This window comes from Streptomyces sp. NPDC033229 (assembly GCF_055576875.1).
The window spans coordinates 264911-277278 of sequence record NZ_JBVIQR010000004.1; the positions used below are offsets into that span (position 1 = coordinate 264911).

General features: G+C 73.5%; 10 protein-coding genes. 4 read left to right on the forward strand and 6 right to left on the reverse strand.

Annotated elements, in window-relative coordinates:
* The first annotated feature begins 232 nt into the window (after positions 1–232).
* Positions 233–1948 carry an FG-GAP-like repeat-containing protein gene (locus ACZ53N_RS06145; RefSeq protein WP_469139758.1) on the forward strand — a complete coding sequence of 572 codons (1716 nt, stop codon included), beginning with the start codon at positions 233–235 and terminating at the stop codon, positions 1946–1948.
* Between the two features lie 93 nt (positions 1949–2041).
* On the opposite strand, the gene ACZ53N_RS06150 is transcribed toward ACZ53N_RS06145, so the two are convergent.
* The gene (locus ACZ53N_RS06150) at positions 2042–2401 is read right to left on the reverse strand and encodes a MerR family transcriptional regulator (protein ID WP_469139759.1); all 360 of its coding nucleotides are present in this window, start codon (positions 2399–2401) and stop codon (positions 2042–2044) included.
* Positions 2402–2460: 59 nt separating this feature from the next.
* Between ACZ53N_RS06150 and ACZ53N_RS06155 the strand changes: the two genes are divergently transcribed.
* Positions 2461–2940, forward strand: a complete 480-nt coding sequence (locus ACZ53N_RS06155) for a nitroreductase/quinone reductase family protein (RefSeq protein WP_469139760.1) — start codon at positions 2461–2463, stop codon at positions 2938–2940.
* 10 nt (positions 2941–2950) lie between these two features.
* On the opposite strand, the gene hutI is transcribed toward ACZ53N_RS06155, so the two are convergent.
* Genes hutI through hutU form a run of 4 tightly spaced genes read right to left on the reverse strand, consistent with a single transcriptional unit; the run spans position 2951 to position 8485 of the window.
* Complete coding sequence (gene hutI, locus ACZ53N_RS06160; RefSeq protein WP_469139761.1) at positions 2951–4174, reverse strand: imidazolonepropionase; 1224 nt, start codon at positions 4172–4174, stop codon at positions 2951–2953.
* A gap of 20 nt (positions 4175–4194) precedes the next feature.
* On the reverse strand, positions 4195–5589 hold the full coding sequence (locus tag ACZ53N_RS06165) for a formimidoylglutamate deiminase (protein ID WP_469139762.1): 1395 nt from the start codon (positions 5587–5589) through the stop codon (positions 4195–4197).
* The gene (locus tag ACZ53N_RS06170; RefSeq protein ID WP_469139826.1) at positions 5580–6767 is read right to left on the reverse strand and encodes an allantoate amidohydrolase; all 1188 of its coding nucleotides are present in this window, start codon (positions 6765–6767) and stop codon (positions 5580–5582) included. The genes ACZ53N_RS06165 and ACZ53N_RS06170 overlap by 10 nt, the downstream gene beginning before the upstream one ends.
* A gap of 53 nt (positions 6768–6820) precedes the next feature.
* On the reverse strand, positions 6821–8485 hold the full coding sequence (gene hutU, locus ACZ53N_RS06175) for a urocanate hydratase (protein ID WP_390150479.1): 1665 nt from the start codon (positions 8483–8485) through the stop codon (positions 6821–6823).
* Between the two features lie 380 nt (positions 8486–8865).
* Between hutU and ACZ53N_RS06180 the strand changes: the two genes are divergently transcribed.
* Complete coding sequence (locus ACZ53N_RS06180; protein WP_469139763.1) at positions 8866–10218, forward strand: type III PLP-dependent enzyme domain-containing protein; 1353 nt, start codon at positions 8866–8868, stop codon at positions 10216–10218.
* Positions 10219–10265: 47 nt separating this feature from the next.
* On the opposite strand, the gene ACZ53N_RS06185 is transcribed toward ACZ53N_RS06180, so the two are convergent.
* Positions 10266–10841 carry a hypothetical protein gene (locus tag ACZ53N_RS06185; protein WP_469139764.1) on the reverse strand — a complete coding sequence of 192 codons (576 nt, stop codon included), beginning with the start codon at positions 10839–10841 and terminating at the stop codon, positions 10266–10268.
* 193 nt (positions 10842–11034) lie between these two features.
* On the opposite strand from ACZ53N_RS06185, the gene ACZ53N_RS06190 reads away from it, so the two are divergent.
* Positions 11035–12282, forward strand: a complete 1248-nt coding sequence (locus tag ACZ53N_RS06190) for an alpha/beta hydrolase family protein (RefSeq protein ID WP_469139765.1) — start codon at positions 11035–11037, stop codon at positions 12280–12282.
* Positions 12283–12368 lie beyond the last annotated feature (86 nt).

Genomic DNA, 12368 nt, shown 5'->3' on the forward strand with positions numbered 1-12368 from the left:
CCTTTGTGAGGGGGCGGATGGTTACCCCCCCATAAAGTGTTCTGGGAAGGGGGTCCCCCCCCCCCCCCCCCCCCCCTCCCACCCCCCCCCCCCCCCCCCCCCCCCCCCCGCCCCCCCCGCGGCGTTTCGGGTGCGATGACGGTGAACGGCCCTCCATGGCCCGCAAAGGCCCGTGTCACTCGCATGTGTGATCATCAAGCGTCTTGAGTGACATGTTCATTTTGGAGGGGAAATGAAGCGATCCGCCAGATCCTTGGCGACCGCGACGATCGCCGTATCGGCGCTGGCCACGGCGTTGGGCGCGGCACCCGCCCAGGCGCAGGGCACGGCGGCCGGCGCACCGGGGATCAATGTCGTCTCGTGGAACATCTGCGGCGAGGCGGGGGGAGACCGCGGCATGGCGGGCTTCTGTCCGGACCGCGACGAACCCACGAAGAAGATCGAGCAGATCAAGCAGGTGGTCGACGAGCAGCGCGCCGACGTGGTCATGCTCCAGGAGGCCTGCGGGGAAGCGCCCGGCAGCCACATGGACATGCTCCAGACGGCGCTGGGCAGCGACTGGTCCCTGCGGCACGCCGCCGGTGCCCGCCCCGACGGCCGCACCGACTGCCGCGCGGGCCTCAAGGGCCAGCTGGGCATCGTGCTGGCGGTCAAGGGCACCATCACGGGCTCCTGGTCGGAGAACTCCCTCCCCGCGGACCCGACCGGGGCCAGCAAGCAGACGCTTCCGGTGCTCTGCGCGGCGGTGGCCGGCTGGACCACCACCCCCTGCACGACGCACATCGTCGTGGGGGACGACGCGCGGGCCAAGGCGCAGCTGGGGAACGTCAAGGAGTTCGCCGAGAAGCACAGCGGGACGAACGGCTTCGTGCTGGGCGCCGACTTCAACCGCAACGGCGACGCGGCCGTGATGCAGCCGATGAACGCCGCCCTCGACCGGTGCGTCAACGAGACGACGTACCACGGCTGGGAAACCGACACCAAGCAGCACAGCTATCACTCGCTGGACCACTTCTACGCGACCAAGGCCGTGGGGAACAGCCGGTTCGCCTCGTGTGCCGTCGACAGGAAGCGGATGGACACGACGGAGAACGAGCCGGACAGCGGCCCGCCCAGCGCCGTCTCCGACCACGCGCCGATCATCGCCCGGCTGCGCGGCACCCCGGTGCCCGGTGACATGAACGGCGACGGCAAGCCCGATCTGGTCGCCGTCGACGACGCGGGCAAGCTGCGGCTCTACCGCGGCCAGGGCAACGGCGGCGTCACCGGCAGCCCCACCACCATCGGCGGCAGCGGCTGGACCGGCGCCTCGGTGACCCACCGCGGCGACTTCACCGGCGACGGCACCGAGGACGTCGTGGCCCGGATCGGCGGCGAGGTGCGCGTGTACCCCAACCGCGGCGACGGCTCCCTGGCCGACCCGGTCCGCCTCGCCGGGGTGCCCACCGGCGCCCAGGTGGTGAGCGTCGGCGACGTCACGGGTGACGCCTACCCCGACCTGGTGGCCTCGTACGACGACAAGCTGTGGCTGTACGCGGGCGACCCGGCCGCGAAGCCCGCCGTGCGGCCCGCGCGGCAGATCGGCAGCGGCGGCTGGTCCCCCATGACGCTGACCGCCATGGGCGACGCCGACCGCGACGGCCTCCCCGATCTGCTGGCGCGCGACACCCGCGACGGCCAACTGTGGCTCTACCGCGGCCGCCCGGACGGCTCCTTCGACAACCGCACCGACTACGGCCACGGCTACGGCCCGGCCAACCGCCCCCTCCTCGCAGGCGCCGCCGACGCGGACGGCAACGGCACGGCGGACCTGTGGACCACCACGGACGAGGGCACCGGCACGCTGATGTTCTACGCCGGTGAGACGAACGCGGCCGGCAACCCGGTCGACGGCGCCCGCACCACGGTCGGCCAGAGCGGCTGGAAGACGATCCGCTCCATCAGCTGACGTCCACGGAACACGGCGGGCCGTACGGGAGGTGATCCCGTACGGCCCGCTTTCCCATGCCGGGGCGAGCCGGGACGGCCGGGCCGCCAGCCGTCACGCCCCCGTCGTCGTCCTCTCCGTTGCCGCGAGGAGGGACGCGAGCGACGAGCGGGTTTCGTGGAGGGCGGTGATGTGGGTGTCGAGTTCGGTCAGGCGGGTGCGGAGGTGGGTCGTGACGCAGGGGTCGAAGTCGGTGCCCGCGCCCTGGACGCAGGGGAGGATCTCGCGGATGACACGGGTCGGGAGGCCGGCCGCCAGGAGGACGCGGATGCGGTGGACCGCCTCGGGGGCGTCCGGGGCGTAGCGGCGGTGGCCGCCGCCGGGGCGGTGGGGGGTGAGCAGGCCCACTTCCTCGTAGTAGCGCAGGAGGCGCACGCTCACGCCGGTCTCGCGCGCCAGCTCCCCGATCTTCATATGGTCTGCCTCACAAGGGCTTGAATCTCACATGGGTGTGAGAATTTAGCGTGGCGTCCATGACGAACACAGCCACCGGCGCCACTCATTCCCCGGCTTCCCCGGCCACGCCGCCCAACAACAGCAACCCCTTCAACCTCCGCGTCATCGAGGAGTTCCGGGCCAACGCGGGCCGCGTCGGCGGTCAGTTCGCCGGTACGAGGCTGTTGTTGCTCACCACGCGCGGCGCCCGCAGCGGGTTGCCCCGGACGACGCCGCTCGTTCATCTCCCGGACGGCGAGCGGCTGATCGTGTTCGCGTCGAACGGTGGCGCGCCCGCCGCGCCGGGGTGGTTCCACAATCTGACGGCCGCGCCGGAGGCGGTCGTCGAGGTGGGCGGGGAGCGCTATCCCGTGCGGGCCCGTCTCGTCGAGGATTCCGCGCGCGAGGCGGTGTGGGAGCGGCAGATCGCCGCCGACCCCGCGTTCGCGGATTTCCGGCGGCGGGCACTGGCGTCCGGGCGGGACATTCCGCTGGTGGCGCTGGAGCGGGTCGGGTAGCGCGGAGCTGTCAGGCCAGTTCGCCGTCCTGCCACACCGCCGAGACCAGGGGGACGCCGGGGCGGTAGGCGAGGTGGACGTGGCTGGGGGCGTCGAGGAGGGCGAGGTTCGCGCGGGCGCCCGGGGAGAGGCGGCCGACGTCGGTGCGACGCAGGGCCGCCGCGCCGCCCGCGGTGGCGGACCAGAGGGCCTCGTCCGGGGTCATCCCCATGTCCCGCACGGCCAGGGCGATGCAGAACGGCATCGAGCTGGTGAAGGACGAGCCGGGGTTGCAGTCCGTGGAGAGGGCGACGACGACGCCCGCGTCGAGGAGGCGGCGGGCGTCGGGCCACTCGGCGCGGGTGGAGAACTCGGCGCCGGGGAGCAGGGTGGCGACCGTGGAGCCGTGGGCAAGGGCGTCGACGTCGGCGTCGGTGAGGTGCGTGCAGTGGTCGGCGGAGGCCGCGTCGAGTTCGACGGCGAGCTGGACGCCGGGGCCGTGGGTGAGCTGGTTGGCGTGGACGCGCGGCAGCAGGCCCGCGCGCTTGCCGGCGGTGAGGATCGTACGGGCCTGGTCGCCGTCGAAGGCGCCGCGCTCGCAGAAGACGTCGATCCAGCGGGCGTGCGGGGCGCAGGCGTCGAGCATCGGGCCGGTGACCAGGTCGACGTACGCGTCGGGGCGGTCGGCGAACTCGGGGGCCACGATGTGGGCGCCCAGGTAGGTCACTTCGTCGGTGTGGACGGAGGCGATGGTCAGGGCGCGGGCCTCGTCCTCGGTGGTGAGGCCGTAGCCGGACTTGATCTCGATGGTGGTGGTGCCCTGCCGCCGCGCTTCCGCGACGTAGCGGGCGACGTTGGCGTTCAGGACGTTGTTCGAGGCGGCGCGGGTGGCGGCGACGGTGGTGCGGATGCCGCCGGCCGAGTAGCTCTGCCCGGACATCCTGGCGTTGAACTCGGCGGTGCGGTCGCCGGCGAAGACCAGGTGCGAGTGGGAGTCGACGAAGCCCGGGATGACCGCGCGGCCGCCCGCGTCGAGGCGGTTGTCAGTGGTGGGTGCTTTGCTTGACGGACCGACCCAGCCGATGCGGTCACCGTCGATGACGATCGCCGCGTCCTGGATCAGACCGAGGGGGCCCGAGCCGAGGGAGGGGTCGTTGGTGACGAGCGTGGCGATGTTGGTGATGGCCGTCGTGTCGGCCCTCTTCTTCCCGTCCGCCGGGTCGGGCGTGGCGCCGGGGATCGTCTCGGGGCTCATCTCGGGGAGATTCTCCTTCGTCAGCCGCGCAGCGCGGCGATGCTGTCGGCCAGGGCCGACGGGACGTCGGGCACCGACTGGTGCACTCCGTCACGCACGACGTGACGGCCGCCGACCACGGTGTGCCGGACATCCGCGCTGGTCGCCGCGAATACGGCCGCTTCGGCGGCGAGCCGGGGCGGCGGCCCTGCCGTACGGACGGTGTCCAGCGCGATCGTGGTGAGGTCGGCGAGCGCACCAGCCTCGATGCGGCCCGCCTCCATCCAACCGAGGGCCGCGTGGCCGTCGGCGGTCGCGGCGCGCAGCAGCTCGGCCGCCGACCAGTGGCCGCGGGCCCGGCTGTGCAGCCGCTCGTCCAGCTCCATGGCGCGCGCCTCTTCGAGGATGTCGATGACGGCGTGGCTGTCGCTGCCGAGGGAGAGCGGGGAGCCGCCGCGCTGGAGTTGCAGGGCCGGGCCGATGCCGTCGGCCAGGTCCCGTTCGGTGGTGGGGCACATGCACACGCCGGTGCCCGAGCGGCCCAGGAGTCGCATGTCGCCGTGGGTGAGATGGGTGGCGTGGACGGCCGTGGTGTGCGGTCCCAGGACGCCGTGGTCGGCCAGCAGCGTGGTGGGGGTGAAGCCGTGGGCCTCGACGCAGGCGTCGTTCTCGGCGGTCTGCTCGGAGAGATGGACGTGCAGCGGGGCGGCGCGGTCCTGCGCCCAGGCGGCGACCGTGGACAGCTGGTCGACGGGCACGGCCCGTACGGAGTGGATGGCCGCGCCGATCCGGGTGTTGCCGTCGGCCTTGAGGTCGTCGGCGCGCTCCGCCCATCGCGCGGCGGTGCCGTCGCTGAAGCGCAGCTGGTGCCGGTTGGGCTGGGCGCCGAAGCCGGCGGAGACGTAGCAGGTGTCGAGGAGGGTGATGCGGATGCCGGCCTCGGCGGCGGCCGCGATCAGGGCCTCGCCCATGGCGTTGGGGTTGTCGTACTGGCCGCCGCCGGGGGCGTGGTGGAGGTAGTGGAATTCGCCGACGGCGGTGATGCCGGCGAGGGCCATCTCGGCGTAGGTCGCCCGCGCGAGCGCGAAGTAGCTCTCGGGGGTGAGCCGGTCGGCGACGCCGTACATGACCTCGCGCCAGGTCCAGAAGGAGTCCGGAGCCCGGTCCGCCCCGGCGGCGGGGCGGTCGTCGCCGAGGCCCGGCAGCGCGAGGCCGGGCGCGGCCTGTACGACGCCGCGCAGGGCGCGGTGGAAGGCGTGGCTGTGGGCGTTCGCGAGCCCGGGGAGGGTCAGCCCGCGCAGGGTCGTGGCGCCGGGCGGAGGAAGCGGGACCTCGGTGCGGACGGCCGTGATCCGCCCGTCCGTCGTCTCGATGGCCACGCCGTGCTCGACGCGGTCCTCGAGCCACGCGTGCTCCGCCCAGTAAGTCACCTGCACGCGAGACCCTCCAGTACGTCGGCGAGAGCGGTCACCCCGGCCAGGCAGTCGTCCTCGGCCGCCGTTTCGGCGGGTGAGTGGGAGACACCGGTCGGGTTCCGCACGAACAGCATGGCGGTGGGGATGACGCCGGACAAAATACCCGCGTCGTGTCCCGCTCCCGTCGGCAACACGGGCACATCGCCCAGCAGCTTCGCCAGCTCGTCGCGGAGGTCGTGCGCGAATTCCACCACCGGAGTGAACGATTCCCGGGTGACGCGGACGTCGACGCCGTCGCGGGCGCCGCGCTCGGCCGCCGCGCGTTCGATCTCCTCGACGACGGCGGCGAGGGTCTCCTCGTCGGCGGCGCGGGAGTCCAGCCAGCCGCGGACCAGGGAGGCGATGGCGTTCACGCCGTTCGGCTCGACGCTGACCTTGCCGAAGGTGGCGAGGGCACCGGCGGTCCGCGCCTTCTTGCGTGCGGCCAGCACCGTGTTGGCGTAGGTGAGCATCGGGTCGCGGCGGTCCTCGATGCGGGTGGTGCCGGCGTGGTTGGCCTCGCCGTGGAAGTCGAACCGCCAGCGGCCGTGCGGCCAGATGGCGGACGCGACGCCGACGGCGTGGTCCGTGTGCGCGAGGGCGCGGCCCTGCTCGACGTGCAGTTCGACGAACGCGCCGATCCGGGCGAGGCGCTCGGGGTCCGCCCCGATGGCCTGGGGGTCGTACCCGGCGCGCTCCATGGCCTGCGGGAGCGAGACGCCGTCGGCGTCGCGCAGCGCGTGGGCCTTGTCGAGGGTGAGCTGCCCCGCGGTGAGCCGGGAGCCGACGCAGGCGAGCCCGAAGCGGGCGCCCTCCTCGTCGCCGAAGTTCACGATGGCGAGCGGGCGGGTGGGCCGGGTACCGCGGGCCCGGAGCTCGTCGAGGGCCGCGAAGGACGACACGACGCCGAGCGGGCCGTCGAAGGCCCCGCCGTCCGGGACGGAGTCCAGGTGGGAGCCGGTGACGACGGCGTCCCCGGCGGCGGGGTCGCCGAGCCACGCCCACTGGTTGCCGTTGCGGTCCAGCTCGTAGGTCAGACCGCGGGTCTCGGCCTGCGCCCGGAACCAGGCGCGGCAGTCGGCGTCGGCGCCGTTCCACGCGTAGCGGCGGTAGCCGCCGGTGTCCGCGTTGCGGCCGATGGGAGCGAGGTCGCGCCACATCTCGTGGAACGACGGCCCGGTGGGCGCGTGCCGGACGGGCTGGTCGGCCTCGGTCACGACGCGTCGTCCTCGCGCATCGGGATGCGGACGTCCCGCTCCGCCGCGACCGACTCCGCGATGTCGTAGCCCGCGTCCACATGGCGGATCACGCCCATGCCCGGGTCGTTCGTCAGCACCCGGCGGATCTTCTCGCCCGCCAGCGCCGTGCCGTCGGCGACCGTGACCTGGCCCGCGTGGATGGAGCGGCCCATGCCGACGCCGCCGCCGTGGTGGAGGGAGACCCAGGACGCACCGGAGGCGACGTTGACCATGGCGTTGAGCAGCGGCCAGTCGGCGATCGCGTCGGAGCCGTCGAGCATGGCCTCGGTCTCGCGGTACGGGGAGGCGACCGAGCCGCAGTCGAGGTGGTCGCGGCCGATGGCCAGCGGTGCGGCGAGCGTGCCGTCGGCGACCATCTCGTTGAAGCGCTCGCCGGCCTTGTCGCGCTCGCCGTAGCCGAGCCAGCAGATGCGGGCGGGCAGGCCCTGGAAGTGGACCCGCTCCCCGGCCATCTTGATCCAGCGGGCGAGGGACTCGTTCTCGGGGAAGAGTTCGAGCATCGCCTTGTCGGTCTTGTGGATGTCGGCCGGGTCGCCGGAGAGTGCCGCCCAGCGGAAGGGGCCCTTGCCCTCGCAGAAGAGGGGGCGGATGTAGGCGGGCACGAAGCCGGGGAAGTCGAAGGCGCGGGCGTAGCCCGCGAGCTGGGCCTCACCGCGGATGGAGTTGCCGTAGTCGAAGACCTCGGCGCCCGCGTCCATGAAGCCGACCATGGCCTCGACGTGCCGGGCCATCGACTCGCGGGCCCGCTGGGTGAAGTCGGCGGGCTTCTCGGCCGCGTAGGAGGCCATCTCGTCGAAGTCGATGCCGACGGGGAGGTAGGCGAGCGGGTCGTGGGCGCTCGTCTGGTCGGTGACGATGTCGATGGGGGCGTTCATCGCGAGGAGCTGCGGGAGCAGCTCGGCGGCGTTGCCGAGGACGCCGATGGACAGCGGACGTCGGGCGTCGCGGGCCTCGGTGGCCAGCTGGAGGGCGTGGTCGAGCGAGTCGGCCTTCACGTCCAGGTAGCGGTGCTCGATGCGGCGGTCGATGGCGCGCGGGTCGCAGTCGATGCAGATGGCGACGCCGTCGTTCATGGTGACGGCCAGCGGCTGGGCGCCGCCCATGCCGCCGAGGCCGGCGGTCAGCGTGATGGTCCCGGCCAGGGTGCCGTTGAACTTCTTCGCGGCGACGGCGGCGAAGGTCTCGTAGGTGCCCTGGAGGATGCCCTGGGTACCGATGTAGATCCACGAACCGGCGGTCATCTGCCCGTACATGGTCAGGCCGAGGGCCTCCAGCCGCCGGAACTCCTCCCAGTTGGCCCAGTCGCCGACCAGGTTGGAGTTGGCGATCAGGACACGCGGCGCCCATTCGTGCGTCTGCATCACGCCGACCGGGCGGCCGGACTGGACGAGCATCGTCTCGTCCTGCTTGAGCGTGGTCAGGGTGCGGACCATGGCGTCGAAGGAGCGCCAGTCGCGGGCGGCCTTGCCGGTGCCGCCGTAGACGACGAGCTTGTCCGGGTGCTCGGCGACCTCGGGGTCGAGGTTGTTCTGCAGCATCCGCAGTGCGGCTTCCTGCTGCCACCCCCGAGCGGTGAGCTCGGTTCCTCGCGGCGCTCGCACGGGTCGCGGTCCTGACATGGGCCCTGCCTCCCTGGCTCTGAATAGAACACTGCACATCTTGGGCCGCTGAATACGGCTAGTCAACAGGGGTGGGGGACCTGTGGCGGGCAGTCGACGGATTTCGGCACCGGAACCGTGGCCGAGGTTTGTCCTCAATCGCCGGACGGGCTCGATTCGGCTGAGCCCAGCCGCCGACGACCGCCCCCACCGGCAGGCACCCGGCGGTGCCGAACACGCCGGGACTCGCCCCGAACACGCCCCGCCCGCAGGCGCGGACGGAGTCAGCTGAGCCCAGCCGCCGACCGACCGTCCCCGCCGGGACGCACCCGGCGTGCCGAACACGCCGGGACTCACCCCAAACCCGCCCCGCCCGCGGGCGCGGATGGTGGAGTGGAGTCATGACCGGGCAGAGCGCAGACGACAGGCGGGCGGCCGCGGTGGCGGCCGCGGTGGGGCAGGGGGTCGTCGGGGCGGCGCACCCCGTGGCCGGGTTGCTGGACGTGCGGGGCATCCGCGAGGCCGCCGCCGCCTTGCGGGGCGCCTTCTCGGAGGCCGGCGGGCACGTACAGGTGCTGCACGCCTTCGCGGTGAAGGCCGCGGCCCTGGTGCCGGTGCTGCGACTCCTCGCCGACGAGGGACTCGGCTGCGAGGTCGCGAGCCCCGGGGAGCTGGCGCTGGCGCGCGCGGCCGGCGTGCCGCCGGGGCGCACCGTGCTGGACTCGCCCGCGAAGACCGGCGCGGAGCTGCGCGAGGCGCTGGCACTCGGCATCGCCGTCAACGCCGACAGCCGCGAGGAGCTGGCCCGGCTGGATGCGCTGGTGCGGTCGGCGCCGACCGACTCGCCCCTGGGCGTACGGGTCAACCCCCAGGTCGGCTGCGGCAGCATCGACGCGCTGAGCACGGCCACCCAGACGTCGAAGTTCGGGGTGGCGCTGCGCGACGCGGGGGCCCGCGACTGGCTGATCCGCGCCTACGCACAGCGGCCGTGGCTGACCCGGATGCACGCCCACGTGGGCTCGCAGGGCTGTCCCCTGGAGCTGATGGCCGAGGGGGTGCGGATCGCCTACGAGCTGGCCGAAGAGATCAACGGGGTCGTCGGGCGGCAGCAGATCGACACCCTCGACATCGGCGGCGGCCTGCCCGTCAACTTCGCGTCCGACGAGGTCACGCCCACCTTCCGGGACTACGCGCGGCTCCTGGCCGGGACCGTCCCGGGGCTGTTCGACGGGCGGTACGGCCTGGTCACCGAGTTCGGCCGGTCACTGCTGGCGAAGAGCGGCACGGTGCTGGCCCGGGTGGAGTACACCAAGTCCGCCGGGGGCCGCCGGATCGCGGTGACGCACGCGGGCGCCCAGGTCGCCACGCGCACGGTGTTCGCGCCGGAGTCCTGGCCGCTGCGGGTGGCGGTCTTCGACGCGCTGGGACGGCCGAAGACGACCGAGCCGGTGCCGCAGGACATCGCCGGGCCGTGCTGCTTCGCGGGCGACCTGGTCGCCGTGAACCGGCCGCTGCCCCTCCTGGAGGCCGGGGACCATGTCGCGCTGCTCGACACCGGCGCGTACTACTTCTCGAACCACTTCGCATACAACTCGCTACCCCGCCCGGGGGTTTACGGCTATGCGCTCACAGAAGGCGAGAGTGACAGCGCCGACGCCGTACGGTTCGCCCCGGTACGGATGCCGCAGACGCTGGACGAGCTGGTGGCCGAGAGCGGTGAGGCGTGCGCCGCGGGTCTCACGGCCCTGAGCTGAACCCCGGGGCTCCGCCCCGGAGCGCGGTCCTCAATCGCCGGACGGGCTCAATTCGAGCCCCTCCGGCTCCTCCTCGCGCCGCCGGCCACCGCGTCGCCCGCCGACAGCCCGGTGGTCAAGTACCCACGTACGGACTTCCCGGCGGCGCTGCCGCGCGCCGAGTCCGTGCGGACCCACAGCAGCACCTCGCCGGCGCGTTCCAGGCCGCCCAGCCACAGGGCCTTCGCCCACAGGCCGGCGCCCAGTCCGGCCATCGCCATCCCCGCCGCGGCCGGGACCGCGAAGGAGACGGCCACGGCGGCGAGGAAGGCCCCGGCGAGCCACCAGCGCCGGTGGCGCCGCCAGTTCCGGATCGTCACGGCACGGTCCTGGAGGATGACGGACCTGCCCGCCCGCGACGCGCCGAGCGCGAGCTCGGCATACCGTCTCCGTCGCGCCGCGAACGCCACGCACTCCGCGACGATGAACAGCGCCGCCCCGACGAGCACCCCGATCCGGCGTCCGGTGAGCCCCGGGACCAGCGCCCCGACACCGGCGCTCAGCACGCCCAGCCACCACAGCGGTCCGGCGGGTGCCCGTACGACCACCGCCACCCGCGCCAGCGCATACGCCCCGCGACCCACGGCAGACCTCCTTTTTGTCCTTGCGTTCGCCTGTTCGCGCGGCACGCTAACCGACCAATCTGAGGACCGGCTGAGAACCCACGCCCACCGGAGTCATACCCGGGTATCCCCCGCGAGTTGGCTCCGACGTATGACGCCCAGGCACCCGTTCGCTCCCTAAGGTCGGCTCATCAGCCGATCGGAAGGAGCCGGAATGCCTGCGTACGAGCGTGGTCTGAAGCGGCGGGCGGCCATCGCGGCGGCGGCGCTGGCCGTGACGGGCCTACTGGGCGCGACCGCCCCCAAGGCGGACGCGCACGAGGCCGCCCCGCGCGAGGCGACCGGCGCGGGCCGCCCGCACGGCGAGCTGCCGGCGCCCACCGGCCCGTACGCCGTGGGCACCACCGCCCGGCACCTGGTCGACGACAAGCGGCGGGATCCGTGGCACCCCGAGCAAGGGCCCCGCGAGGTGATGGTGAGCTTCTGGTACCCGGCCGAACGGGGACACGGGGGCCGGACGGCACCGCACATGGACGAGCGCGCGGCGGCCCACTTCGGCTCGGCCACGGGGGCCGGCATGCTCAACTACGGCGTGCCGGCGGGGAAGGCCGACTGGGCGGCCACGCGCACGCACGCACGCGTGGACGCACCCGTCGCCCGGGGCTCGGGCAAGCACCCGGTGGTGCTGTACTCGGCGGGCTTGGGCGACCCGCGCACCTGGAACACCGGCCTGGTGGAGGACCTGGCCTCGCGCGGCTATGTGGTCGTGACCGTGGACCACACCTACGACTCGTCGGAAGTGGCCCTCCCCGGCGGGCGGCTGGCGAAGTCCGTCCTCCCCGGGCTGGCCCGGAAGCCCGGTACCGACATCGGCGCCGTGCTGCGCAAGGCGATGAAGGCCCGAGTCGACGACACCCGCTTCGTCCTCGACACCCTCGGCGACGCCAAGCGGCGCGCGTCCCTCCCGCCGGGCCTCACGAACGCCATGGACCTGCGGCGCGTCGGCATGGCCGGGCACTCCGCGGGCGGCTTCACCGCCGTCCAGACCATGCACGACGACCGCCGGATCCGGGCGGGCGTCAACATGGACGGGACGCTGGAGTTCCCCGGGCCGGGCGGCTCCGGGAGCGAGCTGAGCACGGTGGCCCGCGACGGCCTGGACCGGCCGTTCCTGCTGATGGGCACCGAGAGCCCGGACTCCGGCGACCACCACCGGCAGCCGTCGTGGGCGGCCCTGTGGAAGAACTCGACCGGCTGGCGCGGCGATGTGACGCTGAGCGGCTCGCGCCACGGCTCCTCCACCGACGCCGCCTCCCTGCTGCCGTCCCTCGCCGCTCAGGGCGCGGTATCCCCGGAGACGGTCCGGGACCAGATCGGGACGGTACGGCCGGAGCGCGCGGTGGCGGCGACGCGGGCGCATGTCGCCGCGTTCTTCGACCGGTTCCTCAAGGACCGCGCCTAGCCCTACGGGTTATTTCAGGCTGAGCTCAGCCACATCGAGCCCGTCCGGCGCTTGAGGACGCGCCCGCAGGGCGCCCGCCGCCGCAG

Coding starts and splice junctions, on each gene's coding strand:
- ACZ53N_RS06170 (WP_469139826.1), bottom strand. CDS start 6,767: ATGTGGCGCGACCTCGCTCCCATCGGCCGCAACGCGGACACCGGCGGC.
- ACZ53N_RS06150 (WP_469139759.1), bottom strand. CDS start 2,401: ATGAAGATCGGGGAGCTGGCGCGCGAGACCGGCGTGAGCGTGCGCCTC.
- hutI (WP_469139761.1), bottom strand. CDS start 4,174: ATGAGCCCCGAGACGATCCCCGGCGCCACGCCCGACCCGGCGGACGGG.
- ACZ53N_RS06145 (WP_469139758.1), top strand. CDS start 233: ATGAAGCGATCCGCCAGATCCTTGGCGACCGCGACGATCGCCGTATCG.
- ACZ53N_RS06180 (WP_469139763.1), top strand. CDS start 8,866: ATGACCGGGCAGAGCGCAGACGACAGGCGGGCGGCCGCGGTGGCGGCC.
- hutU (WP_390150479.1), bottom strand. CDS start 8,485: ATGTCAGGACCGCGACCCGTGCGAGCGCCGCGAGGAACCGAGCTCACC.
- ACZ53N_RS06155 (WP_469139760.1), top strand. CDS start 2,461: ATGACGAACACAGCCACCGGCGCCACTCATTCCCCGGCTTCCCCGGCC.
- ACZ53N_RS06190 (WP_469139765.1), top strand. CDS start 11,035: ATGCCTGCGTACGAGCGTGGTCTGAAGCGGCGGGCGGCCATCGCGGCG.